Annotated in this window: 26 protein-coding genes; 14 read left to right on the top strand and 12 right to left on the bottom strand. The window is 64.0% G+C overall.

Features of this window, described 5'->3' with window-relative positions:
• Positions 1–279: 279 nt before the first annotated feature.
• Entirely contained in the window at positions 280–624 is a 345-nt protein-coding gene (locus tag E4M00_RS03160; RefSeq protein WP_240036807.1) for a DUF1801 domain-containing protein, read from the top strand.
• 204 nt (positions 625–828) lie between these two features.
• On the opposite strand, the gene E4M00_RS03155 is transcribed toward E4M00_RS03160, so the two are convergent.
• The 5 genes from E4M00_RS03155 to E4M00_RS03135 all read right to left on the bottom strand — a co-directional run bounded on the left by E4M00_RS03155 (position 829) and on the right by E4M00_RS03135 (position 3,959).
• The gene (locus E4M00_RS03155) at positions 829–1,647 is read right to left on the bottom strand and encodes an alpha/beta fold hydrolase (RefSeq protein ID WP_135119029.1); all 819 of its coding nucleotides are present in this window, start codon (positions 1,645–1,647) and stop codon (positions 829–831) included.
• Between the two features lie 162 nt (positions 1,648–1,809).
• Positions 1,810–2,136: a hypothetical protein gene (locus tag E4M00_RS03150; RefSeq protein ID WP_135119028.1), complete on the bottom strand. Its 327-nt coding sequence runs from the start codon at positions 2,134–2,136 to the stop codon at positions 1,810–1,812.
• Between the two features lie 3 nt (positions 2,137–2,139).
• Positions 2,140–2,544, bottom strand: coding sequence for a hypothetical protein (locus E4M00_RS03145; RefSeq protein WP_135119027.1), 405 nt, complete (start codon positions 2,542–2,544; stop codon positions 2,140–2,142).
• Positions 2,545–2,645: 101 nt separating this feature from the next.
• Positions 2,646–3,200: a hypothetical protein gene (locus E4M00_RS03140; RefSeq protein WP_135119026.1), complete on the bottom strand. Its 555-nt coding sequence runs from the start codon at positions 3,198–3,200 to the stop codon at positions 2,646–2,648.
• Positions 3,201–3,452: 252 nt separating this feature from the next.
• Positions 3,453–3,959: a GyrI-like domain-containing protein gene (locus E4M00_RS03135; RefSeq protein WP_135119025.1), complete on the bottom strand. Its 507-nt coding sequence runs from the start codon at positions 3,957–3,959 to the stop codon at positions 3,453–3,455.
• Positions 3,960–4,066: 107 nt separating this feature from the next.
• Here E4M00_RS03135 and E4M00_RS03130 point away from each other — a divergent pair, with 107 nt between their 5' ends.
• The 3 genes from E4M00_RS03130 (at position 4,067) to E4M00_RS03115 (ending at position 5,840) form a co-directional block, all read left to right on the top strand.
• On the top strand, positions 4,067–4,252 hold the full coding sequence (locus tag E4M00_RS03130) for a hypothetical protein (protein WP_135119024.1): 186 nt from the start codon (positions 4,067–4,069) through the stop codon (positions 4,250–4,252).
• 473 nt (positions 4,253–4,725) lie between these two features.
• The gene (locus tag E4M00_RS03120) at positions 4,726–5,160 is read left to right on the top strand and encodes a hypothetical protein (protein ID WP_135119022.1); all 435 of its coding nucleotides are present in this window, start codon (positions 4,726–4,728) and stop codon (positions 5,158–5,160) included.
• Positions 5,161–5,177: 17 nt separating this feature from the next.
• Complete coding sequence (locus E4M00_RS03115) at positions 5,178–5,840, top strand: hypothetical protein (protein WP_167756802.1); 663 nt, start codon at positions 5,178–5,180, stop codon at positions 5,838–5,840.
• Positions 5,841–5,858: 18 nt separating this feature from the next.
• Here the strand turns inward: E4M00_RS03115 and E4M00_RS03110 are convergent, their stop codons facing one another.
• From E4M00_RS03110 to E4M00_RS18245, 4 genes are all read right to left on the bottom strand, one after another.
• Complete coding sequence (locus E4M00_RS03110; protein WP_135119020.1) at positions 5,859–6,131, bottom strand: hypothetical protein; 273 nt, start codon at positions 6,129–6,131, stop codon at positions 5,859–5,861.
• 73 nt (positions 6,132–6,204) lie between these two features.
• On the bottom strand, positions 6,205–6,765 hold the full coding sequence (locus E4M00_RS03105; protein ID WP_135119019.1) for a hypothetical protein: 561 nt from the start codon (positions 6,763–6,765) through the stop codon (positions 6,205–6,207).
• Positions 6,766–7,541: 776 nt separating this feature from the next.
• Entirely contained in the window at positions 7,542–9,353 is a 1,812-nt protein-coding gene (locus tag E4M00_RS03100; protein WP_240036832.1) for an APC family permease, read from the bottom strand.
• Between the two features lie 269 nt (positions 9,354–9,622).
• A complete protein-coding gene (locus E4M00_RS18245; RefSeq protein ID WP_420813410.1) occupies positions 9,623–9,898 on the bottom strand; it encodes a three-helix bundle dimerization domain-containing protein in 276 nt (91 codons plus the stop codon).
• On the opposite strand from E4M00_RS18245, the gene E4M00_RS17790 reads away from it, so the two are divergent.
• The 7 genes from E4M00_RS17790 (at position 9,859) to E4M00_RS03070 (ending at position 16,636) form a co-directional block, all read left to right on the top strand.
• On the top strand, positions 9,859–9,996 hold the full coding sequence (locus E4M00_RS17790) for a hypothetical protein (protein ID WP_167756801.1): 138 nt from the start codon (positions 9,859–9,861) through the stop codon (positions 9,994–9,996). The two genes, E4M00_RS18245 and E4M00_RS17790, sit on opposite strands and share 40 nt — an antisense overlap.
• Positions 9,997–10,161: 165 nt before the next feature.
• Positions 10,162–11,904, top strand: a complete 1,743-nt coding sequence (gene poxB, locus E4M00_RS03095; protein ID WP_135119018.1) for a ubiquinone-dependent pyruvate dehydrogenase — start codon at positions 10,162–10,164, stop codon at positions 11,902–11,904.
• Positions 11,901–12,413, top strand: coding sequence for a hypothetical protein (locus E4M00_RS03090; RefSeq protein WP_135119017.1), 513 nt, complete (start codon positions 11,901–11,903; stop codon positions 12,411–12,413). The genes poxB and E4M00_RS03090 overlap by 4 nt, the downstream gene beginning before the upstream one ends.
• A 257-nt stretch (positions 12,414–12,670) precedes the next feature.
• Positions 12,671–13,123, top strand: coding sequence for a YflT domain-containing protein (locus tag E4M00_RS03085; RefSeq protein WP_135119016.1), 453 nt, complete (start codon positions 12,671–12,673; stop codon positions 13,121–13,123).
• Between the two features lie 134 nt (positions 13,124–13,257).
• Positions 13,258–14,097, top strand: a complete 840-nt coding sequence (locus E4M00_RS03080) for an oxidoreductase (protein WP_135119015.1) — start codon at positions 13,258–13,260, stop codon at positions 14,095–14,097.
• Between the two features lie 45 nt (positions 14,098–14,142).
• A complete protein-coding gene (locus tag E4M00_RS03075) occupies positions 14,143–14,997 on the top strand; it encodes an SDR family NAD(P)-dependent oxidoreductase (RefSeq protein WP_135119014.1) in 855 nt (284 codons plus the stop codon).
• Positions 14,998–15,169: 172 nt separating this feature from the next.
• Positions 15,170–16,636 carry an MFS transporter gene (locus E4M00_RS03070; protein ID WP_240036806.1) on the top strand — a complete coding sequence of 489 codons (1,467 nt, stop codon included), beginning with the start codon at positions 15,170–15,172 and terminating at the stop codon, positions 16,634–16,636.
• Between the two features lie 12 nt (positions 16,637–16,648).
• Here the strand turns inward: E4M00_RS03070 and E4M00_RS03065 are convergent, their stop codons facing one another.
• The 3 genes from E4M00_RS03065 to E4M00_RS03055 all read right to left on the bottom strand — a co-directional run bounded on the left by E4M00_RS03065 (position 16,649) and on the right by E4M00_RS03055 (position 22,858).
• Entirely contained in the window at positions 16,649–19,450 is a 2,802-nt protein-coding gene (locus E4M00_RS03065) for a helix-turn-helix transcriptional regulator (RefSeq protein WP_204772954.1), read from the bottom strand.
• Between the two features lie 141 nt (positions 19,451–19,591).
• On the bottom strand, positions 19,592–22,348 hold the full coding sequence (locus E4M00_RS03060) for a helix-turn-helix transcriptional regulator (RefSeq protein ID WP_204772953.1): 2,757 nt from the start codon (positions 22,346–22,348) through the stop codon (positions 19,592–19,594).
• A gap of 48 nt (positions 22,349–22,396) precedes the next feature.
• Positions 22,397–22,858 (bottom strand): VOC family protein, encoded by a 462-nt coding sequence (locus E4M00_RS03055; protein WP_135119011.1) that lies wholly within the window; start codon positions 22,856–22,858, stop codon positions 22,397–22,399.
• A 231-nt stretch (positions 22,859–23,089) separates the two neighbouring features.
• On the opposite strand from E4M00_RS03055, the gene E4M00_RS03050 reads away from it, so the two are divergent.
• From E4M00_RS03050 to E4M00_RS03040, 3 genes are all read left to right on the top strand, one after another.
• A complete protein-coding gene (locus E4M00_RS03050) occupies positions 23,090–24,781 on the top strand; it encodes a carboxylesterase/lipase family protein (protein WP_135119010.1) in 1,692 nt (563 codons plus the stop codon).
• 80 nt (positions 24,782–24,861) lie between these two features.
• Positions 24,862–25,290: a hypothetical protein gene (locus tag E4M00_RS03045; RefSeq protein ID WP_135119009.1), complete on the top strand. Its 429-nt coding sequence runs from the start codon at positions 24,862–24,864 to the stop codon at positions 25,288–25,290.
• 32 nt (positions 25,291–25,322) lie between these two features.
• Entirely contained in the window at positions 25,323–25,766 is a 444-nt protein-coding gene (locus E4M00_RS03040; protein WP_135119008.1) for a VOC family protein, read from the top strand.
• The last annotated feature ends 9 nt before the right edge of the window (positions 25,767–25,775 follow it).

Raw genomic sequence — 25,775 nt, 5'->3', positions numbered from 1 at the left:
CTCGCGCGGAAGGACCGGCACACTGCCGGCACGATTCGGTTTCCGACGATGGCACATGAGTTGCGAGGTGGCGATGAATCCGGCGCAGCAGCGCAGAGCAGGGCCGTCTGGACGCCTGACATTGAGCGCGTCGGAGATGGACCGCTGCGTCGAAGGACGATACGGGGATCGGTCGGGAACCTCGACTACGTCCGCCGCGTCGACGTACGCTGAGCACCGGCGCCAGCGGTCGCCGCGAGCGCACGATGTCAACTACAACCACGTGAAGGAGACTTGAACATGGCGATGTTCACGAAGAAGGGCGACGAGGCTGTTCTCGCCAAACTCAGTGAAGCCCCGGTGCAGTACCGGGAGATTGCAGAACGCCTGCACACCATCATCCGGGAGAGCGCACCCTCGTTAGAGCCGATCGTCCGCTGGGGACTCCCGTTCTACGTCAAGGACGGCAAAGACATCTGCTACATCAAACCGGATAAGGACTTCATCGCGTTCGGCTTCGGCGAAGTTGTGAACCCCGCACGTGAGGAGGGTGCCCACATGCACCCGGTCGCGTGGACCATCAGCTCGCTGGATGCTCCGACGGAGGCCAGGATTCGCGCACTCGTCGAGAAGGCGGCCGCCTGACGGACTCATCCCAGACGAGCATCTGCCGAGAACCACGACGTACAGGGAGTTGACCGAGCACAGCAACGGCTACCGGCGACGATTTCGGGGGCCACTGCGCGTCCTCGCGCCGGACCGAAAGATGGACCTCGAGCACATTGCGGTCGTCTATGTCGCTCGGGCAGCCCGAATGAGGATCGGTTGGCGCGACATTTCCGATCCGTATCAGTGCGGCGTCGATAACCATTCGTGCAGGAGTCGATGAAACTCCTCTGGCTGCTCAATCCATGGATAGTGGCCGCACTCTGCAATGAAGGACGCTTGAGCGTTGAGGACCGAGGCGTAGTCCCGCACCGGCTGGACACCGGTAAGCAGATCCTGTGTTCCTCCGATGACAAGTGTCGGGGGCGAGTGCATGGCTCGGATGCGATCGGGCGCATCGGCTGGAATCGAGTTGAACCAGGCCCTCGCCGACGCCAGACTCACCTCCCCTACGCGGCTGTGTGCCCACTCGACCTCGGTCCAACGTGCGTAGCATGCGGGCGCTTGACGGCGGAAGGATTCCACGAACTGCGACTCCGTGTGCGGGTCGTCTTGTTCCAGTGCGGCGAAGGCCGCCAGCACGGCGGGCTCCGTGCGTTCGGCGGCGATGGACTCGGCGTCGGAAGTTGTCCCAGTCAGCCACGTCGCCGGCGGCGTGACGAGCGCCAACGATCGGACTCGCTCTGGGAATCGTGCTGCGGTTGAGAGTGCTAGCCGTGTGCCCGCGGAGTGGCCGACGAGGTCGAACGTTGCCAACCCGAGAGAGTCGGCAAGAGCTACGACGTCATCGGCATCTGACCACCACCCACGGGACAGGCCGCCGCTCTGTGGGGCGCCGCGGGGATGCATGACGACGAGGGCGTGGGCGTCTCCCAGGCCAGCGAACTCACCCAGGTATTCGGCACCCCGGCACGGCCCACCCGGCAACACGATCGTCGGGGTCCCCGATGCGCTCCCCAATGAGGACACGGCGAATGGCAGCTCCCGCTCGTCTGGGCTCATACTGCCAGCATGGCAGTCGATCGGCAGGACGCATCACTGGCGCAGGCACGACCCAATCCCGCAAGGGGATGGTCTACTGGGACGGCGTTCAAATCTGGGGAGTGACGCGGTAGCCATCACATTTAATTTCGTCGGCAAGCGGTCAGACTGCCGGCTTGCCGTCTAGCGGTGAAGTTCCCGGCGCCACCCTGAGTTGACTGCCGACGTCACTTGATCGAACGCGTCCGTCGCCAGATCGTCGACCGTGTTCAGATCCGCCGCTGCAGCTCGCATGTCAGCGTCGAACTGACTGGTCTCCGAAGCGAACGACGAACCGACCCGGCCGAGCTCGCCAGCGAGTCCGGCGATTGCCCGGTCCAGTCGGAGGGTGGCGGGGAGCATCGCCAGATTCGCCGCGTCTGCTGGACTCCCGGCGGTACTGAGCTCGGCAGCAGCTAGTTCCCGGTCGACCACAGCCAACCGGTCGGCGTGCAGGGCGATACGGGTCATCGTTCAGTACTTCCCGTGCCGGCTGGAGCCTTCGGGGAGTTCGAAGCATGGTGAGTTCGAGTCGATCCGGATGCTGGTTCCGTCGCCTGCCTCTTCGGCGATGAGGGCGGTCGCTCCGTCTGTGGTGATGTAGGTGGCCAGGAGGTAGTCGTTGTCGACCTGCTCGATGGTGTTGCCAGCGTTCTCGGTCTTGTCCAGGTCGTCGTGGAGTTTCTGGACGATTGCGTCGGCGTCCTGCGGTTCGGTGAATGTGATGACGGTGGATCCGGGCCAGGTGACACCGCCGGTGCAGTTCATGAGCCGTGCTTTGTCGAGCTGGTCGGTGGTCTTGATGATGTCGGCGGGGATCAGGGCGACGATGTCGTCCTCGAGCTGCTGCGCCCTGGCTTTGGCTTCTGCGATGGTCATCCCTGCTCTGGAGGTTGTGGATGGGGTGGGTTCGGTTGCGCATCCGGTGAGGAGCAACGCGATGATGGCGACTGCGGGCAGCAGCGGTGGGAGCCGGCGTTTCATCCGAGATCCTTTCTCAGCTGCAGCAGCAGTTTTCGGTTGGCCAGGTCGTCAGATGCGACGAGGTTGTGGTTGTCCATCGCTGCACCGAAGTCTGTCACCGGCCCGTCCATCGTCTGGATCGTGATGGGCCGCGGACCTTCATAGTAGGGGTCGTGCTCGAACCCGGACCCCTCAGCTCGTGGGGTGTTCCCGTCGCCGACCAGCCCCGTGGATTGGCCGATTTGTAGGAGGTCGTTGTAGGAGTAGTCCTTGTAGTCGGTGCCGGGGTCAGGCTGCCATGTTTCCGGGGTCCATGCGCCGGAGAGGCTGACGACGTTGTCGTAGTGGGCGCCGAGGGTTTCGCTGCCGGTGATGTTTGTCAGCCCCCACGAATGTCCGATCCCTGCGGTTCGGGCGGCGGAAAGGTCTGAGTCTTGGAGGAGCCCGTTCTGCAGTGACACCAAACGGTCGCCGGTCACCTCGTACGAGTTCGGGTCGTTCGCTTCGCCGATGCGGATCAGGTTCGCGGCTCCGGTGTCGGCGTTCTCACCGGGGAACGGTCCGTCCTTCACGACGAATGCAATCGAGTTCGGTCGCTTGTCAACGAGGTAGCCGGCGACCTCCTCTTGAGCGGACACATCTGCGGCAGCGCTCTACCGAGCATGGCCGGCTGGTCGAGGACGTCGGCGCCACCGCGAGGCCGAATGTCGCCGCCAGTCGAAGAGGTGAAGCGAGCAGCCCTGCCGAGACCAACGTTCCGTTAGCGGAAGCCGAGGAGCCGTATGACTCGCTGAGGGATCCCTGAATGCACGTAGTGGCGGAGGCTAGCTTCGAGTCATGAACGCCAGCTCGACGACCCAACGCGTCTTTCGCTGCTCCGTGCGCGGGTCGGTCAGATAGATCTCGCATCGAGAGGCGAACGCCTCGCCTCTCGGATGCGGACGTGTGTCGAGCACCAGTCCTTCCTCGCGCACCCAGTCGTGTAGGCGTCGGTTGGCCGTCATCGACTTCGCTCGGTACGCCAGCACCGCGTAGTCGCCGGCGGGGAGCGATCCTGCTTGCACTCGCCCTTCGCCGGCATCCGTCACCCCGGATGCTCCGACCTCGATCTCCATAAGGTGGGACATGTTGACGACGTGGAGCCGAAGGAAGAAGTGCCCGGCGGGTTCTACGCCATGGTCAGCGAGCCACCCGATTAGCTCCGCGAGCAATCTGTCCCGGTTGGCGAGCATCGTGCGGAACGGGACGGTCTCTCGAATACCGAGGGTCGGGACTGCCTGACGATGCTCCAATCGCGGGCCGCTCACGATGTCCAGTTCGCCCGTGCTCACGTCAGTAGTGTGCCAGCTAACGCTGACCAGCTGCGCTACTCATCGAAAGAACTGGCGTCGGGCGCATTCGCGCCAAGTACTGTTGATTGAAAGCACTAGGGGGAAACATGTCCGGCGTCGTTCTTGGTTTCATCTGGACGGGAGCCGTCCTCGCGGCTGTCGCCTTCATCGTGATTATTGCGCTCGCGAGTCGTCGGCGCCGGCTCGCCACCAACACCTATGACCCGGAGATGCAGCAGTCTCTCGACGCGATCCAGGGCCAGATCGACAGCGGTCGCGGCAGGCTCTTCTAAGCCAGCGGGCGGACATCCATGGCTGAGTTCGGGTGGTTGTGGGTCCTGTTAGCCGTGATCAACGCGAACATCGCAGCGTCCAACCGCCGCTCCCCGATCGCTCGGTTCCTGCTCTCCCTGGCAATCGGACCCATCGCAACGGTGATCTTGCTGCTTCGCCCCGCTCCACCACTCGAGGCGAAAAGCCCTGCTCAGTTGCCTGGAACCACGGACTAAGCGCTCTCGCTGCCTCGCGGCTTGTGATCTAGGTGCTGGGCGCCGACCTGATGCAGGGTGGAGTCATGGGTCTGGACGTTTCAACGAAAGCCGAGCTCGCGCCGGCCACCAACTATTGGGCAGCGGCGTTGACGGTGGCCGGTTTCCTCGTGGCCCTGGTCGTGTACGCGATTGCCGCGCTCTCCATTTGGCGTGACGCCCGAGACGTTTGCGGGTTCTCGACCATCCCTGCGGGCGTACTACCAGTAGAAGACAACATGCACGCTCCCAGCCCCGTAGCCTTCCCCGTCGGCGTCGTGTGCAATTGGCGTTCCGCCGACGGCGTGATCACCAGCACCATCTACGACACCGGACTGACCGTCGCCGTCTGCATCGCAGGATTGCTTCTGATCGCCGCCGTCGTCGCGGTGGCATCGCGTCACCTCCGCGCTCCAACCGGTAGAGTCCGCCGCATGGACACGTACACCGCCAGGCTCCTCGGCCCCGACGGCGTGCTCTTCGCTGAGATCGAGGGCATTTCCCTCGTCGCTGGTGCACCGGCCGTGACTCTCCGCCACGCTGTTCAGGACGGCGACGTAGTCACCCGCTACGAGTTCGACAGGACACCCACGCACTGGCAGCCCGGCTGGATCGCCGAGTACATCTACATCACCGCCACCAGCGACCCGGCTGCGCCTAGCGCCGTCGATTGAAAGCCCGGGGGGGAAGAATGAGCAGCGTTCCAACGGCAGACAACGTGACCGAAACCGAGCCCACACAGTTGCCCACGAAGCGCTACCTGGGGGCTCTCGCCGCGATCTTCAACACGCTGCTGATCCTCGGTGTGGGGTTCGTGCTGTGCGCTTTCACTGGTGGGATGTTCGTCGCTCTCTACGTCGGGTTCATCGCCGCTTACGTCGCGATCCCGTACACGGTGGTGGCGATCACCGCGCGCGAGCTCTCCGCGCGACGCTGGCGCCGACGCGCCGCACGGAACGATGGTGAGCCTGAACAGACGCATGTGGCCGTGAGGTTCGGCATGTTCCGCCAGCGTGCATCGATGACGACCGCAATCGTCATGCTCGCAGCCCTCGTCGCGGTGGCGGTCTGGGGCCTGCGCTGGGACGAAATACTCAGCTCTGGCTTTTCCTCAGCCTCGGCCGAGGGATTCAGCATGATGGCGTTCGGCGCCTTCGCTGTCGTCGCCGCCCTCCTCGCGATCGTCGTGAACGTCCCCTCGATCTACTCGGCATCCGTCGTCGGATCGGAGCGCTACGCCGTCCGGGAACGCGTCGGAGCATGGAAGCTCATCATCGCGAACACGATCCTCACCACGGCATCGTGGATCGGATACTGCGTGTTCGCGATTTATTACCTCGCCGTACAGATCTAGCCTCAGCGGCCTGAAGCGTCAGCCTCCGACCGGAGGGACCGACTCGTCGATGAGTGTTTGCAAGGCGCGCCGCCAATCATCGGTCGACGGTTCACCCACCCGTCCTTCCTCGCCCGGCAGGTCGATGGTGTACTCCGGACCATTCCGCCCAGGCCCGGCCAGCGCGACGAGCACGCCGACGTCCTGCCCGTCATCAGCGGTCACCGTCCACCGTTCGGAGTCACGCTCCTCGAGCCTGTAGACCCGGCCGCCGTATTCGTAGACACCCTCTGCTTCTTCCGGTCCGTCCATGGAGAACACCGTACCGAGAGAAGCGCCGCTGGCAACGGCGCTTGACTAGGTTGCCTCGTTGCCCGAGTTCGGGTTACGTGACTGATCGAGCAGCCGCCTCGAGCGCGGCGATCCCTGCGGCCTTGACTGCTGCGAGGTCAGATCCATCTGGTCGTCCGCGTGTACGTCCCTGGAGTAGGTCGACCTGCTGCCGGTACTCGTGCCACGCGCGCCAGACGCGTTCGACCTCCGTATCGTGACCGGCGCCGACCCAGTCCAACGCCACGATCCCGACGGACGTCAGGTCGACGTCAAGATCCTCTGGGTCGCTCAGACGGAGGGGGATGCCATTAGCGCGCGCCCATGCGAGCACCGCGAGGCGCATCGGCCGGAGGTCGTTCCATGACGCGTGAGCGTCTGCACGCGCGATCATCACCCCATCCGAGTAGCCGCGCTCGACTCCGAACCGGACGATCATCTGACCCCGCTGTACGCGGAGCTCCCAGACATCCATCTGTTGGGGCCCCCAGAAGACGCGAACAGTTCCGCCCGCGTCGACCAATCGACGAGCAAACCAGGCTGCCACGGCATCCCTCTGTTCCAAGTGCTCGAGGAATCGGGGCAGATTGGTGAGGTCAGGGTCCGCATCCGTCATGATCATTCACGCTAGTACGCCGGACCATCCATGCTCGGCTGACACTGTTAGGGCTCTGCCCGCAGCTGGGCCTTCACGGGCGCGCAAGTGGATCCCTGCACGGGCGTCGAAAAGCTGGAAGACGCTGAATCAGGACACTTCGAGGTTTGGCTCATGATGTACGTCGACAGGAGAGCCGACGTCAGTGGGGGCCGTGAGTTCCAGTCGGCGGATCACCAAGCCGGCTCCGACGAGGGACGCGCCGAACACGACGGCGAGTAACTGGACCGCGTTGACGAGTTGGATCCACAGAAGAGAGCTCTGAGTCTGGGAGTAGAAGATCTCAGGAGCAAGGGCAGTCAGGATGGCTAGGAGTATCCATATTCCGGTGAGAGAACCCCCGACCCAGAACAACAGTTTCGACGTTGGCATTTGACCCCCTTCGCTGGTTTCGTCAGCATAGCGACAGGTCGATTTGCGGACAGTGTTTCGCGTGCTTCAGCCCGGGCTAGGGTCGCACTGCGCCAAGGGATCCGCCTACGGGCTCAACTGTCGCGATGACAGACCGTCTACGACCAGCTATGTCCAAGAGATAGGCCAACTACCACGCCCGGCAAAAGAGGTCAGAAGGGCTGACCCATGACCGTTCTTTGCACTGAGGCAGCACCTACCTATGGCTGAATCGTCCTTGGGTGCTACTGAGTGGGCGACCGTCCACTCGGCGATGCGCCTTCGGTCTCTTCCAGAAGGCCCGCTCTGGCGTATGCAACGATGGCGGCCTGCCTCGTGCCCTCCCGTCAACTGACGTGCACTTGGGGACGGCGCTTGAGATCTGTCTCGGACTCCCGCAGCACCTCGCGTGTGACGGGTGCGACCTCTCCGCTACCGGTGACGAGGAATCGGAACATGTTGGAGATCGGGTTGCCTTCCGTCCATTCGAAGTAGATGGTCGGCACGACGCCCGTGATATCCCGGATCCCCAACAGAACGGCGGCGAGAGTGTTCGGGACGTTGCCGCTGGCGACCCGCATGACGCGGTACTTGTCGACGTCGACGCCCTCCACGCGCAGGTCTTCCTCGAAGTCGGAAGAATCTGTTAAGTGGACCTCGAGAATGATCGTGGACGAGGTCGATGGGATGTGGCTGAGTCGGCGCTCGTCGTCGGTCTTCTTGCGGTACTCCTCGCCGGACCGATCGTCGGGTTCGTTCGCGATGATCAGCACCTCTCCGAGCTGTGCGTCTTCGGTGATGAAACGGCGGGCGGTCGCGTCGAACGTGACCGATGTGGCTCGCACTTGGAAGGAACGCTGCACTCTCGAGACGAGTGACACGACGAGGATCCCGGCTATGAAAAGGGCTGCGATTCGGATGCCGTCGGGCCGTTCGAAGATGTTGGCGACGGTGGTGTAGATGAACACGACCGAGACGGTGGCGAAGGCGACGGTCTGTCGGCGCTGCTGTTTGCGGTGAGATGACAAGGTCACGGCGATCGCCGCGGAGCTGATCAGGACCAGCACACCGGTTGCGTAGGCGCCGCCCTGGGCGTCGACATCGGCCTGGAAGATGATCGTGATCAGGAACGCGATGGCGGTGAACACCAGTACGAGAGGGCGCACTGCGCGCACCCAGTTGGGCGCCATGCCGTAGTGCGGCAGATAGCGGGGGACTAGGTTGAGCAGCCCAGCCATCGCCGACGCCCCGGCGAACCAAAGAATAAGGATGGTGCTGATGGCGTAGACGGTGCCGAAGGCCGGCCCTAAGTACTCATGCGCGAGGTAAGCGAGGGCGCGTCCGTTCGCTGCTCCGCCGGCCTGAAACTCGGCCTGCGGGATCAGGAAGGTGGTCACGACGCTGGAGGTGATGAGGAAGACGCTCATGATGATGGCTGCCGTCGTCAGCAGGCGCTTCGCTCCGACGATGCGGCCCTGAGGGCGGTCCTCTGTGTCGTCATGCTTTCCTGTGATCTGTGGCATGAGAGCGACACCGGTTTCGAAGCCCGACAGGCCAAGGGCGAGCTTCGGGAAGACCAACAAGGCGATTCCAACAATGATCCACGGATTGCCGTGTTCGGCGTTCAACGCAGCCCACCAATCGGTCACGTCGAGCGGGTGCAGAAAGACCTCGACGATCGAAACTGAGACGACTATCACGTTCTGAGCCAGGTAGACGGCCACCAGCAGGACCGCGATGCCGATGGCTTCACGGAACCCCATGAGGAACACGGCCCCGAGCAGGCCGACGAGCAATAGGGTGATGAAAACCTCATTGCCATGGAACCAGGCCGGGGCGAACGGGTTCTCGATCGCATGGGCACTGGCATCCGCAGCGGACAGTGTGATCGTGATGATGAAATCGGTCGCGGCGAACCCCAACAGCACGAGCACGAGCAACTTTCCCGCCCACCATGGCAGTAGCCGCTCAAGCATCGCGATCGACCCTGAGCCACGGAAGCTTTCCTCCGCGACCCGACGGTAGATCGGTAGGGCGCCCGCCAGGGTGAGGACGACGAGCACGACGGTGGCGAATGGTGAGATGAGCCCGGCTGCCAGAGCGGCGATGGCCGGTTGGTAACCCAGCGTGGAGAAGTAGTCCACACCGGTCAGGCACATCACTCGCCACCAGGAATGTGTACGCTCCACGCGCACCGCATGCGGCCCCTGGTGGGTGCCGGTCGAATCCGACAGCCCAGTCAGGAGCCAAGTCCTGAACCGTTGGCGACCAGCCAGTGTGCCATCTTCAACTGAATCGGCACTTGTTCGAACACCTGCTCGTTCAATCGACATGACATCTCCCGAGTTGTTGCTGGTTTGGTCCGTGGCCGGCACAAACCGACCTACGTTCAGGGGCCAGTTGCCAGCGTGCTGCGCGCCGAGGGTGGTCAGTCACCAAAGCCGATGTGCGCGTTCAAGATGGTTTCTATGGACACATGGCCTGGCGGAAGCCGGTCCCCGGGTGGGCCACCCGCCGTGTCCCTCGTCTCCCGAGTTTCCTTGAAGCCCATGAGTTGCACAGTCGTGCGCGCAGCCCGTTCGACGAGCACCGGCAAGTACCCGCGCACTCGCGCGCCGGTGAACGAACGCTCGGCGGCCAGGACTGCATTCTCGACTACTGGCCGTGGCGCGCCAGGAAACCGTGAGAGCAGACGCTCAACCACTTCAGGCGTCGAGCCCAGCTCGCTCACCACCGATCGCTCTTCTCGACTTCGGTGATGATTCTTTGGTGCTGGTGCTGGTGCTGGTGCTGGTGTGGTGAGTGCATGGCTCATGGTCGCTCCTCGCCCGGGCCCGGGGCGCCCGTGTGGTTCCCCGGGTTCCACACCGGTTCAGGCGAGACCGGGGTTCGACCGGGGACACCCACTGGTGCGTACTTATCTGCGCTGCTGAGACCGTTGCCAGAACAGAACGAAGTGAGGTCGGAGTGTCGAACACCATCGCAGCGCTCATTGTCGAAACCCTGGCGGAATCAGGAGTGAGACGCATATACGGTCTCCCGGGAGACTCGCTGAACGGCCTCACCGAAGCGATACGTCGCCACGGCGGCATCTCCTGGATGCACGTGCGCCACGAAGAGGCCGCAGCATTCGCTGCGGCCGGAGAATCGGCGGTGACCGGTGACCTGGCCGTCGCTGCAGCGAGTTGCGGTCCAGGAAACCTGCACTTGATCAACGGGCTGTTCGATGCTCAACGTTCTCGAGTACCGGTCCTCGTCATCGCGGCGCACATACCGTCGAGCGAGATCGGCACGAACTACTTTCAGGAAACCCATCCGCAAGAACTGTTCCGAGAATGCAGCGTGTACAGCGAGCTGGCGACCACGATCGACCAATTCCCGTATGTGTTGGAGATCGCAATGCGCACCGCGCTGGAGAAGCGCGGTGTGGCGGTTGTCGTCATCCCAGGAGACCTCCTCCTCGCCGACATCCCGTGGACGAGATCCATCACCCCGATTCGCGCCACTGCCTCGATCACGGTTCCTAGCGAAGAGCAACTCGCCGAAGCTGTCCGAGTCCTCGATACTGCGGAACGGGTGACGATCCTGGCCGGCGCCGGGTGCGCCGGTGAGGGGGCACACCGCCAGCTAATCGCCGTCGCGCAGCGACTACAAGCCCCGGTCGTCCACACTCTGAGAGGCAAGGAGTCCGTTGAACCGGCGAACCCCTACGACGTGGGGATGACTGGACTCCTGGGCCTGGCCCCTGGATTCCACGCAATAAACGACTGCGACGTCCTGCTCATGATCGGCACCGACTTCCCCTACCGTGACTTCTACCCGGAGCATGCGATCGTGATCCAGATCGACATTCGCGGTGAACAGATCGGGCGGCGGACCGCGGTCGACATTCCTCTCGTGGGAACTACCGAGGCCACACTCGCGGCGCTCGCGATGCGTCTACGCGCTCACAGCGGGCGCACGCATCTCGATAAGGCGCTCCGCGGCTATGCAAAGGCTCGACATGAACTCGACCACCTGGCGCGCGAGGAGCACAACCACTCGCCACTCCATCCGCAGTTCGTAGCTCGTATGGTCGACGAGATCGCAGACGACGACGCCGTGTTCATCCCCGATGTCGGAACGCCGGTCATCTGGGCGGCTCGTTACCTGAGGATGAATGGGCGTCGCCGGCTGATCGGTTCGTTCAATCACGGCAGCATGGCTAACGCGTTGCCTCACGCGATCGGCGTCCAGGCATCCCACCCCGGGCGACAGGTAGTTACTCTCTCCGGGGATGGCGGCTTGGCCATGATGCTGGGTGATCTGCTCACGTTGCAGCAGCTGCATCTGCCCGTGAAGATGGTCGTCTTCAACAACGGTGCGCTCGGATTCGTCGAGCTGGAGATGAAGGCTTCGGGCTTCGTCAACTTCGGAACCGAACTGACGAATCCGGACTTCTCTGCGATAGCGCGGGCCTTGGGCATGCATGCGGAGCGAGTCGACCAACCCGCCCAATTGGGAACGGCTCTGCGCGCCGCATTCAGTCACGACGGGAGCGCGCTCGTCGAGGTCATGACAGCACGACAGGAACTTGCGTTTCCTCCGCGCATCGGAAAATCCCAAGTCGAAGGGGTTGCGCTGTACGCGACCCGCAGCGTGCTCTCTGGCCGCGCGGATGAGCTGATCGAGCTCGTCCGAACCAACGTCACTCGAAGGGTTCTCTCATGACTATCGTTCGCGCTCTCACCGCCGGGCTAGTCGCAGGCGTGCTCGGCACCGCTGCCATGGACGCAGTTTGGTACCTGCGGTACCGGCGCCAGGCTGGTACCGCGCGGCTTCTTGAATGGGAGTTTGCCGAGGCCGTCAACGATTGGGAGTCCGCTTCCGCGCCCGGTCAGGTGGGCCGCAGAGCCGCGGAGTTCGTCCTCGGTGAGACGCCGCCCGATACTTGGGCGCGGCCCGCGACGAATCTGGTGCACTGGGCCACCGGCGTCGGCTGGGGCCTCAGTTACACCGTTGCGAAGAAAGTGTTCCCGCATGCCCGACTCCTTGCAGTGGCCCTCGGCCCCGCCGCCTGGCTCACGAGTTACGCGATCCTCCCGCTGCTGAAGGTCTACCGGCCGATCTGGAAGTACGACGCTCGCACCCTCCGCGATGACTTGTCTGCTCACCTCGTATTCGGGCTGACCGCGGCATCGGCGTTTGCCGTGATCGCCCCTTCGCGCCGCCGTCGCTGACCTCGCGGCGAATGGCCGCCCGGTCTTTGACCAGCGTGCTTGACGCAGCGGCGTTGCCGCGTACGCGGACGATCTGAACGAGCCCCAGTTGCCGCGTCGGCCGGGAACCCGGGTGTCGCCTAGGGACACCTACGGGCGCCGAGAGGCACCCGACATGGGCACGGTAGTTATGAGCACCTCGGGGCCTCCAGCGGGTCGCACCTACTCAGGCCCCGCGACCATCGATGAAACCTCCTCAACAGAAGCTGGGTGACACCATGTCAAACACCGATCAGACCTTCGCGTACGCAGACCTCGCAACCTTCCCCGATTACAACTCCGCGCAAGGACTCGTCGACGACCTCTCCGACTCCGGATTCGAGATGGAGCAGGTGCGGATAGTCGGCAACAACCTTCACTCGGTCGAGCAGGTAACCGGCAGATTGACGGTGCCCAAAGCAGCCGCGAAAGGCGCCGCCAGCGGGGCGTGGTTCGGCTTGTTCGTCGGCGGGTTCCTGACCATCTTCTCCTCCGGAGTCGTATGGATCGTCGGCCTCCTCGCAGGCCTCGCGGTCGGTGCCGTCGCTGGAGCTCTGTACGGGGCCATCGCCCACGGTGTCACCCACGGCCGCCGCGACTTCTCCAGCTTCAAGACACTCGAAGCGTCGAACTACACGGTCATGGTCGTGGCAGCACGTGCCGAAGAGGCCTCCAAGCTAACTCGCCCATAGGGGTGCGAAGGAACCGACGTGTCTGACGGCGATCGAGCGAGAGCTACGAGATCAGGCGACGCGCAGCGTGTTGACAGTTGCTACATCGCGGACCGCACTCTGGCGGCCGCTCAAAAAGAGATTGGACAAGGATCATGAGCAAGACATGGTTGATCACCGGAAGTTCACGCGGGTTCGGTAAGGAGCTCGCCCGAGCGGTTCTCGAGCGGGGCGATCATCTTGTCGCCACCGCACGGCGACGCGAACAGCTCCAGTACCTGGTTGACCAGTACGGCGAACAGGTGCGCACCTTCCCTCTGGACGTGACAGACGCCCATGCCGCTGCCGCCGCCATCGACTTCGCCGTTCGAGAGTTCGGATCCCTCGACGTCGTCGTGAACAACGCCGGGTTCGCGAACAGCTCACCCATCGAGGAGATGACCGACGTTGACTTCAGGGCCCAGGTCGAGGCGAACCTCTTCGGCACTGTCAACGTGACGAAGGCGGCGTTGCCCGTCATGCGGTCGCAGCGTTCGGGCGTCATCGTGCAGTTCTCATCCGTCGGCGGTCGCGTCGGCGGTACGCCAGGCATGGGCGCTTATCAAACCGCAAAGTTCGCCGTCGAAGGCTTCTCTGAAGTGCTCGCGAACGAAGTCAAACCGCTCGGCATCCGAGTCATGATCGTGGAACCGGGTGCGTTCCGCACGGACTGGCAAGGCGCATCAATGAAGTTGGCGCCCGTCGGCCCCGACTATGAGCAGACGGTCGGCGCGATGAACACCTACCGGGCCGCCAATTCCGCGAAAGAACCTGGGGACCCCGCCCGCGCCGCCCAGATCATCGTCGATACCGTGCATGGCGGCGATCTCCCTATGCGGCTGGTACTGGGGGCCGGCGCCCTCGGGTTGATCCGCAAGGCCGCCGAAGTGCGAGCAGCGGAGACCGAGAAGTGGGCCACGGTGAGTGCGTCCGCCGATTTCCCGGCAGACGCCTGACCTCAGCCCCGAAGAACCCACCATCCATCAAGAAGGAGAACCACCATGAGCACCACACCCACCTGGCTGATCACCGGAGCGTCCAGCGGACTCGGCCACGACCTGGCATCGCATGTGCTGAACGAAGGTCACGAGGTCGTCCTCGCTGCCAGGAACGAGCAATCGATGCAGCAACTCGCGGCCCAGTACCCCGAGAGCGCCCTCGTCGTGGGCGTCGATGTCACCAACCCTGAGCAGCGCAAGAGCCTCATCTCCCGCGCCGAGCAGCGCTTCGGGAAGATCGACTTCCTCGTCAACAACGCGGGCATCGACTATCTCGGAGCGATCGAAGAGCAGCGCGAGGAAGACTACCGACAGGTCTTCGAGGTCAACTTCTTCGCCGCCGTGGAATTGCTGCGGCTCGCCCTTCCTGGCATGCGAGCGCGTCGATCGGGGATGATCGTCAACATGTCCTCGATGGACGGCATCGCCAGCCTTCCCGGCAACGCGTTCTACTCCGCCAGCAAGTTCGCGCTCGAGGGTCTCACCGAGTCGTTGTGGCAGGAGATCGAACCCGTCGGCTTGAAGGCCGTGCTCGTCGAGCCCGGCTCCTTCCTCACAGGCATCGACGCTCGTACGCACTTCTCCGGCGAGCTGATCCCGGACTACGACGATTCGTCCGGCAACTTCTTCCGTGCGATGCAGAACGTCGAGATGCTGAGAGACGTCATCTTCCCTGGCGACCCGAAGCGAGCCGCTGAGGTGCTCTTCGAACAGCTCACGAGTCACCCGACCATGCACCGCATCATCCTCGGGAGCGATGCCATGCGACGCATCCAAACGAAGATGGATGACCTGCAGGCTGACTTCGACGCCTCCCGTTTGTTCGCGGCCAAGACCGACTTCGCGAAAGCCTCCTAGATCTCAAACCGACATGGACGCTTCGCACGGGTATCGAGCCCGCGGCAGAGCCGACATCGCACGAGATAGGTGGGCCGCCGGGCCGCCGGGCAGGCAAGAGTCCGGCGGCTCGCTCCTGCCGCATCCGCCAACACAGGCACGCCGATCGCGACCAGCCACACGAATCCCTTAGATGGTGAGGAGAACCACCACCATGCAACGCTCGGTACGCACCGACGGCAACAAGACATTCGCACTCGTGCTGATCCTCGGGTGTCAGCTCATGATGGTGCTTGATGCATCCATTACGACCACAGCGCTGCCGCATATTCAGCGTGAGTTCGCGTTTTCTGCTGCCGGATTGTCGTGGGTCCAGAATGCTTACGCTCTGGCTTTCGGGGGCCTTCTACTCGTCGGCGCACGCGCCGGAGACCTGCTGGGCCGTAAGCGGGTCTTTCTGCTCGGCGTGGGGCTCTTCACGGTGGCATCTCTCGCAGCCGGCGTCGCCGTCGGCGCACCTTGGTTGATCGCCGCACGAGCCGTTCAAGGTGCAGCGGCCGCGTTCGCAGTTCCGTCGACCCTGGCGTTGCTGGTCGATCTCTATACAGACCCTCTCGCGCGGGGGCGGGCTATCGCCCTGTACAGTGCGGTCATCGGCGCCGGCGCCAGCGTCGGTATCATCGTCGGCGGCCTGTTCACGGATCTGCTCTCGTGGCGATGGGGGTTGCTGATAAACGTTCCCATCGGCATCGTGATTCTCATCCTGGCGCCCAGAGTCCTTCACGAATCAGTGAAAGCTCGTGGTCGACTGGATATTTGGGGTGCGCTCACGTCCACGGCCGGCATGTCGGCTCTGGTCTTCGGGTTCGTTCAGGCCGCCGAAGTCGGGTGGAGTGATATCTATTCGTGGGCGAGTTTCGCACTTGCTGCGGTGATGCTCCTCGCTTTCATCCTGATCGAGCGCCACGCGAAGCAGCCCATCACCCCTCTTCGATTGTTCGCCAGCTTGGAGCGATCCGGGGCGTACGCCGGACGTGTTCTGGTTGTGGGGGCAACATCGGCAATCTTCTACTTCCTGAGTCAGTATCTGCAGGAGGTTCTCGGGCTTTCCGCGTTGGAAACGGGAATTGCATATGTGCCCATCACGGGAATGTTCTTCGCGATGGCTTACGTCGTCGGGCCGCTGCAACACCGGTTCGGGCGCCCCGTCGTTCTCGTTGCGGCGCTGCTTGTCGCCCTCGTGGGTGTTGTGTGGCTGTCGCGGATCGGCCCGGGCACGCACTACTACCCCGACGTGGTCCTTCCTCTCCTCCTTCTCGGCATCGGTCAGGGCATCGCGATCATCCTGCTCACACAGTCCGGAGTCGCCGGTGTTGCACCCGAGGACGCAGGTGCAGCCTCGGGGCTTGTAAACGTTGCTCATCAGGTAGGTGGGTCGATCGGAATTGCAATCCTCACGGTCGTCTTCGTTGCCGCGGCGCCATCACCAAGTCCCCAGAGGCTGGAGCTCATCGCAGGCTTTCATGGGGTCTTCACCGGTGCGGCTGTGCTCTATTCGCTCGCTGTTGTGCTCGGCATCGTGATTCTGTTCGCCGGCAGGGTTGCCGCGTCGCGACTCGCTCGCGCTGAGCTCAGAGACGCCATTGCCACTGCGCCCTAAATCTGGAACGTGTCAGGGTGCGTTTGTCAGCAGCCGCGCATTCACTGGTCGTTGGGTGACCGGGCTGTCTTCGAGCGCCTTGTTCAACCCCTGGCGCGACTTGATGTCGAGCTTCACGAAGACTTTCCGAAGGTGCCACTCGACCGTGCGAGCGCTGATGAAGAGCCGCGTGGCTATCTGTGGATTGGTGAGGCCGCTAGCGGCGAGGTGAGCAATCTGCAACTCTTGCTCTGTCAGCTGGACGTGATTTCCTGAGCTCAGCCGGTGGACGTTCTCGCCGGTTGCGAGGAGTTCGCCTCGTGCACGGTCCACGAAGCCCTCTGCTCCGATTTCTGTGAACGCGTCGTGGGCTTGCCGGAGGTGCTTCCGGGATTCTGTTCGTCGGTCTTGGCGTCGGAGCCATTCCCCGTAAAGAAGTTGCGCCCGTGCCCAGTCCGTCCGCATTTGCGTGCGCTCAAGATGCTCGATCGCGGTTCGGTGAAGCACTTCAGCGTCCTCCTCTTCTGCCAGGAGTGCTTCCGACCGTGCCGCAACGCCAAGGATCCAGTCGGTTGAGCAGGCTTTAGCCATCTCGGTCAGACGCCGCATCGGCTCCACCGCCCGCTCGGGATGGCCGGAGCAGGCAGCTGCCTCCACTTGCTCCACCATCGACCAGGAGGCCAAGCCCAGTTCGTTTGGGTTGCGACTGCCGCGCTCGGCAGCAGCCAAAGCTCGGTCGAAGCGGCCGAGGCCGTTGTACAGGACGGCTTCGGCCCAGGCCGTGGCTGTAAGCCATTGCCCTCCTTTCATGGCCATCGCGACCGGGGTGACCCGGTCGACGAGGGACACCACTTCTAATTCCTGCCCTCGCACCGCCGCTACCACCAGTCGCCCGAAAGGCAATGTGGGGATAGTGATGTTGTCGCCGATCATCTCGCACTCGTCAGCGAACATTGAGGCGGTTGCGAGGTCTCCAGCGAACAGCAGATACCCGATGCCGCCCAGCAACGCTGTGGGCAACGTGCTGAAATCGCCGCGACGGCGGGCCGACTCGATGATCGTCGTGGAGAAGTCCAACGCGCTGTCCGGATCCCAAACATCGAGCGCGAGGCGGCCAGCGAAGGGCATCCATCGAAGATCAGAGTCCGACAGTTCTCTGCTGCTGCGTGCGGCCGCCAGAGCCGATTTCACCTGCGGTGCTCCGTCGGCGTATCCATCTTCAATGATCTTGGCCAACCCGTCGAGTGCGACCTCGAAGGCGTTCTCGGCGGGCGCTTGCTTCGTTGAGGTTCGTGCTGCCGCTGCTACCTGGGCAATCGATTCTGGGTGGCCTAGAGGACCCGCGGTCAGGGCGGCGTAAAACGCATCTCGGTAGGTCTCGCGGGCCTGAGCGAGGTCGATCGGTTCTAGTCGCGCCGCTGCATGCAGAAGGGGTGTGCCATCTCCTGGATGGAGACGGCTGGAGATCTGGGCTTGCAGCAGCTCGATTTGGGCTTTGAGGTGCTCCGACGATGCGCCAATCTCCGCGATCGCCAGTAGACGGTGAGCCCTCTCCGGGGAGCCGGCGTCGTATTTCGATCTGGCAGCCACCAGAGCCCGTTCTGCTCGGCGGGCCGGATCGGGCGTCAGTTCTGCTGCTCGTTCGTGGAATGCGGCCGCTGCCGCTTGCCCACCGCGCGCCTGAGCCGAGTCAGCGGACCGCTCGAGCTCGGCTGCCACGGCTTCGTCCAGCCCGGAGCTCGCTTGGGCGAGATGCCATGCTCTTCGCTCAGGTTCTGCCGTGGGGTCGGTAGCGTCAGCCAGAGCGCGGTGCGCCGCCTGTCGCTCTTCCGGCAGGGCCGCCTTGTACACGGTTGATCGCGCGAGGGGGTGGCAGAAGCGCACGTAGCCGGAAAAGGTTGCGTACCCGTCATCCACGGCCGGCTCGGCGTCCTTCACATCAACGCCGAGACGGTCTGCCGCCCGCCAGATGAGTGCCTCGTCTTGACCGGGCTCGGCGGCCGCGATCGTCAGCAAGCGCAATGTAGCTGCAGGCATCGTCGCTAACCGTCGACGGAAACTCTGCTCGATGCGGTTCGTGAGTGCACCGAGACCAGAAAGCCCGAATCCTCCAGCAATCTGTTCCATGGTCAGACCTGACGGCAGCTGTAGCAGCGCCAAAGGGTTGCCGTGCGTTTCCGCCACGATTCGCTCGCGAACAGTTGCATCGAGCGGTCCCGCAATGGCCGTGGTAAGCAATTGTCGTGATGCCGCTTCAGAGAGGCCGGTCACGCTGATTCTCGGTAGGGGGCTCAGCGCCTCATCAACGTCCAGTTCTCGTACGGCAAAGAGCATCCCCACTGCTTCGGCCCGCAGCCGCCGCGCTACGAACGCGATCGTGAGCAAGGACGCTTGGTCGAGCCAGTGGGCGTCATCAATGATGCACACCAAAGGGCGCTCACGTGACGCCTCAGCCAAAAGGCTGAGCACAGCCAGGCCCACGAGGAACCGGTCGGGCGCGTTCCCGTTGGACAGTCCGAGCGCGGTACTGAGCGCTTCACGTTGGGGTTGTGGGATGGTCGCGAGGTGGCCCAGCAACGGCGCACACAGCTGATGCAGTCCTGCGTATGCGAGTTCCATTTCGGATTGCACGCCTGCAGCTTCCAGCACTGCACACCCTTTTGCCTGCTCCCTGACGTAGGAGAGGAGTGCCGTTTTGCCGATTCCCGCCTCACCACTCAATACGAGGGCCTGGCTGGTGCCGGAACGAACGTGGTCGAGGAGCCCAGCCAGCTTCGCGCACTCACGGCGCCGTCCGATCAATGCGGCAGGGCGACCTTGTTCACCGCTCGTCACACCGGCGGTCGTAGTCAGTATCCCCATCCCGGCATATAAGCACATCCCTCTGTCAAGGACTAGACCATCGCGAGTTCAGCGTGCGACGCGTGCGTCATTATCGTTGGTGGGGCCATTCGGATCGGTAATCAGCAAATGGTCTCAACTACGACCTATGACGGCAGCCAGACCGGCAGAGTCGAGCGCTCCGGGCAAATCTCGTCGCGATGTCACACCGAGCTTGCTGAAGATCTTGCGCATATGCCACTCGACAGTTCGCGGGCTGACGAACATCTGCGTAGCGATCTGCGGGTTGGTTTGACCGCTCGCAGCCAGTCGGGCGATCTGAACCTCCTGAGAGGTCATGTCTGCCTGCGAGCCCCGCGCCTTGCTGTGCACTTTCTCGCCGGTAGCTGCCAGCTCGCGGCGGGCTCGCGCGGCGAAGCCGTGGGCTCCAATCTCATCCAGCACGGTGTGCGCAGACCGGAGTTGCTCCCGGGCGTCGACTCGTCGGTTCTGGCGACGAAGCCATTCTCCGTACACCAACCGTGCGCGCGCGAGTTCCATACGCAAGCTGGTGCGCTCAAGGTGCTCGATCGCCAGTCGGTAGTCGTCCTCCGCGGCCGAGCCGTCGGCCAGGAGCGCTCGGGAGCGTGCGGCGACGCCGCCGATCCAATCTGTCCTGCTAGCCTGCGCCATCTCGGAGAGGCGTCGTGCAGCCTCAATCCCTCGTTCCGGCTGGCCGCTCCGCGCGGCTGCTTCGACGAGTTCGACCATCGACCAGTTCGCGATTCCGAGTTCGTTCGGGTAGCGGCTGCCTTCTTCGGCCGCCAGTAATGCCCGGTCGTATCGGCCGAGTCCGTTGTTGAGCACGGACTCCACCCATCCGCTCTGGGTGAGCCATTGGCCCTCTCCACGTTCGATGGCGGTTGGTGTCGCGTTCGCGATCATGGAGGTCACCTGTTCCTCCTGTCCGCGCCAGGCCGCGAGCATGACCTGGTTGTAGGCGGGCTTGGGGAGGTTGGTCGCCTCGGCGATGAGCGCACTCTCATCAGTCAGAGCCTGCGCGGCGGCCAGATCCCCAGCGAACACCAGGTGGCCGACGGAGACGATCAACCCGATCTGAAGCGAGCTGAGTTCCCCACGTTCTCGAGCAAATGCAGTCATCTGTGCTGCCAGCGCCCGCCCGCTTTCGTCGTCCCACACGTCCAGAGCCGCTTTAGAGGCGAACGGGAACCACGGCAGGGTGGCCTCCGTGCACGGCTCGTTGTCGCGAAGCTCGACCAGTGCGCGCATCACCAACTGAGCACCTGCGGAATGGCCCTCCACGATCACCGTTGCCAGCCCGTCAAGGATCCCGTCGCACGCGTTCGCGGGACCCGTGGCTGGGCTCGCGAGGATCGCTCGTGCTACTTCGGCGGTCGCTCCTGATCGGCCCAGGCGTCCGACGACCTGAGCCGAACGGAACGCATCGCGGTAGGTCTCTCGGGCGAGGCGATGATCCACCGGCGCCAGCCTCTTGGCTGCGGCGAGAAGCAGGTCCTCGTCACCAGGAGTGAGCTTGGTCAGAGCCTGAGCACGCAGCAACTCGACGCGGGCGAGAAGCGTCTCATTGGTCGAGCCGGACTCGGCGATCGCGAGGAGTCGCAGAGCGCGTTCCGGGGAACCTGCCTCGTATTTCGACTTCGCAGCAACCAGCGCACGTTCCGCGCGCCTTTCCGGGTTGGGCGTCAGCTCCGCGGCGCGCTCCTGGAACGCCGCAGCGGCCGCGCGACCTCCGCGGGCCTGCGCGTACTCAGCGGACCTCTCGAGTTCGGCGGCGACGTCTTCATCCGGTCCAGACGATGCGTGGGCGCGATGCCAGGCGCGCCGTTCGGGGTTTGCGGCCGGGTCGGTCGCATCCGCCAATGCCTGATGTGCCGCTCTTCGCTCGTCGGGGAACGCGCTTTTGTACACGGTTGATCGCGCGAGAGGGTGGCAGAACCGCACCTGGCCACTGAAACTGACGAACTCGTCGGCGACGGCGGGATCAGCATCTGCCGGCACCACGCCGAGCTGCTCAGCCGCACGCCAGATCAAGACGGCGTCCTGCCCAGGATCAGCGGCAGCCACGAGCAGCAATCGGCGGGTTGCCGCCGGCATCGGCTCGAGGCGTCGCCGGAAGCTCTGCTCAATCCGCGCGCTCAGTGCGCCGAGCCCCGAGAGTCCGAAGCCGCCGGCCATCTCGTCTGACTTGAGCCCGAGAGGCAGCTGACGAATTGCCAGCGGATTCCCGCCCGTTTCGGCAACGATCCGCTCGCGCACACTCTCGTCGAGTGGTCCCGTAACAACCGAGGTGAGCAACGCGCGCGCATCCACATCGGAGAGGCCGCGGATCGGAAGTCGAGGCAGGCCGGTGAGATCTGCTTGGACAGCCGTGTCACGCTGAGCGAGAACGATGCCAACGGCGTCCGCCCGCAACCGACGTGCGACGAACGCAATGGTCTGGATGCTGGCTTCGTCGAGCCACTGTATGTCATCCACGAGACAGATGACGGGGAGCTGTTGCGCGGCTTCCGAGAGGAGGCTCAGCACAGCCAGCCCCACCAGGAAACGATCCGGAGTTCGACCGCTGGAGATCCCGAATGCGGTGGTGAGAGCCTCGCGTTGGGGCTCGGGAATGCCATCTACATGCTCCAACAGAGGGGCGCAGAGCTGATGCACACCGGCGTACGCCAGTTCCATCTCCGATTCGACACCGACGACTCCGATGACGGAGAGGCCGCGCGCACGGTCACCCACGTAGTCGAGGAGGGCGGACTTGCCGATACCGGCTTCGCCGATGAGCGTGAGGGTTTCGCTGTTGCCTCCGCGGACGCGGGCAACGAGATCGGCCAGCCGGGCACACTCTTGCTCCCGCCCGATCAGATCATGCCCCACGCTTCCAGCCCGGGGCGGGGAATCTGAGTAAACCGACATGGGCGTCATTCAAGCATGCGGGACGCGGTCAGCTGCGGAGAAGATCCGTGCTGTGTTCTCCTGAAGTAGCCATCCGTTGCCGTCGGGATCGGCGAAGGACGCGAACGACGTATTGTTCCGACGCAGCGAGTCGAGCCCCGGAACCCGGTATAGCGGGTCCGCATGAGTGAATACGCCGCCATCGTCGTGGAAGATCTCGCTGATGTCGATGCCGCGGGCACGCAAGTCGGCACGGGCCGCCTCGATGTCGGTGACGCTCAGCATCAGTCCTTGTGCGCTTCCCGGAGCGGCGGAGCTGACGCCCACACCGAACACGATCGAGCAGCGCGACCCAGGCGGAGTCATCTGAATGACGCGTAGGTCCTCGCTCGTGGTGTCGGAATCGATGCGCCAGCCCAACGCCACATAGAACGACTTCGCGCGACTGGCATCCGACACCGGCAGAACCACGATCTCGAGTCTCATTTCCATCAACAATTCACTCCTAGCTACGCGGACTCCAACACGGCCCGAACCAGCCCTACTCTTCCGGAACGCCAAACCGGTCGCGCCAGTGACTGTCACTGGTCTTTCCTGCGCAGGAAGCGGGCGTGAAGGGGGCTGTTCTCGTCGACTTCCCCGCGAGTCGACCGGAGGACACGTGTGTCGCCCGGGGGTAGACACGGGTGCGACGACCTCGCCAGTACCGAGAGCCTCAGTGACATGAATCCCATCGATTACTCACCCGGCCCATCGTCCCCCCAGGCGTCAGCGGCAGCTAGCCGCTCGACCGTCTCACGCAGCTCACGTCTGCGTGCCCTCACTGCGCTCGCAGCTCTCACCTTCATCATCGCCGGCGGGGCGTTCGCCCCTGGCTCCGCGCGAGCGGCCGAACAGTCTCCTGCCGGCCCAGCCGTCGTCGACACGGATGGCGGCCAGCTGAAGGGCATCATCGGCGATGGCGTGACCGAGTTCCGCGGCATTCCCTACGCTGCACCGCCCACCGCGAACCTGCGGTGGCGCGCCCCGCAGCCCGCGGCGAAGTGGACCGGTGCACGGGACGCCTCGACGTTCTCGCCGGTGTGCCCGCAGCAGCCGCCGAGCCCGAACGGGCAGAGCGAGGACTGCCTCTACCTCAACGTCACGACACCGGACGGCGCCCGCTCGAAGGGCGGCCCTCTGCCCGTCATCTTCTTCATCCACGGTGGCGGATTCGAACTCGGTGAGGGAGCGGACTACGACGCCACCAAGCTCGCGAAAGCGGGCGCAGTCGTGGTCACGATCAACTACCGGCTGGGGCTGCTCGGGTTCCTTGCGCACCCGGCGCTGGCAGACAAGCCCGGCGGTCCGGCCGGAAACTACGGTCTCATGGACCAGCAGGCAGCACTCCGCTGGGTCCAGGCCAACATCGCCCAGTTCGGCGGTGACGCACACAACGTGACCATCGACGGGCAGTCCGCAGGCGGTCTGTCGGTGCTCGCGCAGCTGGCTTCGCCGAGCGCCAAGGGCCTGTTCCAGCGGGCGATCATCGAGAGCGGTGCATTCGCGCCGAAGCAGCTTTCGCTGGCAACAGCCGAGGCCGCCGGTCAGGCGAGCGCAACCGCAGTTGGCTGCGCCGACCAGAGCGCTGACTGCCTCAGGCAGGTTCCCGTGGCGACGCTGGTGGCAAACCAGCCGCTGTCGGTGACCCCCGGAATCATCGACGGGGCGGTTCTCAAGCAGTCCGTGCTGGGCGCCATCGCCAAGGGCCAGTTCAACCGGGTCCCGATCATCAATGGCTCGAACACCGAAGAAGAGCGACTCTTTACCGGGATCGGCCTGAGCGTCACGAACGGGGCGACCAGCGTGCTGCCGGCTGGGGGAATCACAGCCGCCAACTACAAGGCGACTCTCGCGTCCAACTTCGGTGTCTCCTCGGCCACCGCGGCGGCGATCGCGGCCCAGTACCCGCTCTCGAAGTACGCACAGCCGGCTCTCGCGTTCAGCGCGGCGAACTCCGACGCGAACTTCTCGTGCCCAGCCCTCGCGGTCGACTCCGCAGCGTCACTGTACGTGCCTACCTACGCGTACGACTTCAACGACAACACTGCACCCGAGCGCTTCATCCCGTCCCCGCCGCTCCCCACGACGGCAACCCACCAGTCGGAGCTGCAGTACCTCTTCGACCTGCCCAACGCACTGCCCGCCACCCTCAACACCGACCAGGAGGCGCTCGCAACCACCATGCGGGCGGCGTGGACCAAGTTCGCCGCGACCGGGTCGCCCGCAACAGCAGGGCAGGACTGGCCGAAGTTCGACGTCCTCCACCAGCGGGTGCTCTCGCTCCAGGCGCCCACGTCGAAGGTCGAGACCAACTTCTCCGCTCAGCACCACTGCCTGTTCTGGGGCGGGGTCGCGCTGACCAACCTCCGATGAACTACGGGGCCGCTGATCCGTTTGGGGTCAGCGGCCCCATCCGACCGCCCGAAACAGTACCTGCCGACGATGAGGACACCATGACCGTCATACGATTCCAGCTCACCTCCACCCTTTCCCCCGATGCAGCACTGGCCGTGCTGACCGACTTCAGTTCGGACCGCCCGAAGAACTGGCCCTCGATCGACGCCGAACACTTCACAGTGCACGAGCTCGGTGACACCTGGGCGGAGGTGACCGAAGGGACCGCCGCCGCATGGGAACGCGCCCGCTACGAATGGGATCCCGCTAAGCGTCGGGTCGAAATCACCACGCACGACTCCAAAGTGTTCGGCCCCGGTGGCGGCTGGGTCTTCCAGCTCACCCCAATCGTCGGCGGCACCCAGATCGACGTGGAACTGACCCGCACCCCCACGGCCTTCTCCGGCAAACTGCTCGCCGCACTGCTGCCGATCGTGGGTCCATCCACATTGGCGAAGTCCTTCCGCCAGCCTCTGAAAACCAAGTAGCCGGCCACCGCCGCCACGAGATCGGAAAAAGCATGGAACTGAAACTCGAAGTCGTCGTCATCCCTGTCGCGAACGCGGACCGCTCCAAAGCGTTCTACAAGCAGCTCGGGTTCCGACTCGATGCGGACTTCGTGTCCGCGAAAGGATTGCGAGTCGTCCAGGCCACGCCCCCGGGCTCCGAGGCGTCGATCATCTTCGGAGCGCATCTCACCGACGCTGCGCCGGGGACCGCGGACGGTCTTCACCTCATCACCGACGACATCGTCGAGGCGAGAGACGAGCTGCTTCGCCGGGGTGTAGCAGTCAGCGACCTCTGGCACGACGCTGATGGTGTCTTCCACTGGGCTGGGGAGACGAATCGTATCCCCGGACCGCACCCAGACAGGGACAGTTACGGTACCTACGCGTCTTTCGCCGACCCCGACGGCAACCGATGGACGCTTCAGCAGATCGTCACCCGGGCGCCCGGGCGCTGAACGAGACGA

This window comes from Orlajensenia leifsoniae, assembly GCF_004570845.1.
GTDB lineage: Bacteria > Actinomycetota > Actinomycetes > Actinomycetales > Microbacteriaceae > Orlajensenia > Orlajensenia leifsoniae.
This window is presented reverse-complemented; position numbering and strand designations above follow the sequence as displayed.

What these genes read in the sequence shown, in the direction of transcription:
- E4M00_RS03160 (WP_240036807.1), top strand. Translation starts at nt 280, where the DNA reads ATGGCGATGTTCACGAAGAAGGGCGACGAGGCTGTTCTCGCCAAACTC.
- E4M00_RS03155 (WP_135119029.1), bottom strand. Translation starts at nt 1,647, where the DNA reads ATGAGCCCAGACGAGCGGGAGCTGCCATTCGCCGTGTCCTCATTGGGG.
- E4M00_RS03150 (WP_135119028.1), bottom strand. Translation starts at nt 2,136, where the DNA reads ATGACCCGTATCGCCCTGCACGCCGACCGGTTGGCTGTGGTCGACCGG.
- E4M00_RS03145 (WP_135119027.1), bottom strand. Translation starts at nt 2,544, where the DNA reads ATGACCATCGCAGAAGCCAAAGCCAGGGCGCAGCAGCTCGAGGACGAC.
- E4M00_RS03130 (WP_135119024.1), top strand. Translation starts at nt 4,067, where the DNA reads ATGTCCGGCGTCGTTCTTGGTTTCATCTGGACGGGAGCCGTCCTCGCG.
- E4M00_RS03120 (WP_135119022.1), top strand. Translation starts at nt 4,726, where the DNA reads ATGCACGCTCCCAGCCCCGTAGCCTTCCCCGTCGGCGTCGTGTGCAAT.
- E4M00_RS03115 (WP_167756802.1), top strand. Translation starts at nt 5,178, where the DNA reads ATGAGCAGCGTTCCAACGGCAGACAACGTGACCGAAACCGAGCCCACA.
- E4M00_RS03110 (WP_135119020.1), bottom strand. Translation starts at nt 6,131, where the DNA reads ATGGACGGACCGGAAGAAGCAGAGGGTGTCTACGAATACGGCGGCCGG.
- E4M00_RS03105 (WP_135119019.1), bottom strand. Translation starts at nt 6,765, where the DNA reads ATGACGGATGCGGACCCTGACCTCACCAATCTGCCCCGATTCCTCGAG.
- E4M00_RS03100 (WP_240036832.1), bottom strand. Translation starts at nt 9,353, where the DNA reads ATGTGCCTGACCGGTGTGGACTACTTCTCCACGCTGGGTTACCAACCG.
- E4M00_RS03090 (WP_135119017.1), top strand. Translation starts at nt 11,901, where the DNA reads ATGACTATCGTTCGCGCTCTCACCGCCGGGCTAGTCGCAGGCGTGCTC.
- E4M00_RS03085 (WP_135119016.1), top strand. Translation starts at nt 12,671, where the DNA reads ATGTCAAACACCGATCAGACCTTCGCGTACGCAGACCTCGCAACCTTC.
- E4M00_RS03080 (WP_135119015.1), top strand. Translation starts at nt 13,258, where the DNA reads ATGAGCAAGACATGGTTGATCACCGGAAGTTCACGCGGGTTCGGTAAG.
- E4M00_RS03075 (WP_135119014.1), top strand. Translation starts at nt 14,143, where the DNA reads ATGAGCACCACACCCACCTGGCTGATCACCGGAGCGTCCAGCGGACTC.
- E4M00_RS03070 (WP_240036806.1), top strand. Translation starts at nt 15,170, where the DNA reads ATGGTGAGGAGAACCACCACCATGCAACGCTCGGTACGCACCGACGGC.
- E4M00_RS03055 (WP_135119011.1), bottom strand. Translation starts at nt 22,858, where the DNA reads ATGGAAATGAGACTCGAGATCGTGGTTCTGCCGGTGTCGGATGCCAGT.
- E4M00_RS03050 (WP_135119010.1), top strand. Translation starts at nt 23,090, where the DNA reads ATGAATCCCATCGATTACTCACCCGGCCCATCGTCCCCCCAGGCGTCA.
- E4M00_RS03045 (WP_135119009.1), top strand. Translation starts at nt 24,862, where the DNA reads ATGACCGTCATACGATTCCAGCTCACCTCCACCCTTTCCCCCGATGCA.
- E4M00_RS03040 (WP_135119008.1), top strand. Translation starts at nt 25,323, where the DNA reads ATGGAACTGAAACTCGAAGTCGTCGTCATCCCTGTCGCGAACGCGGAC.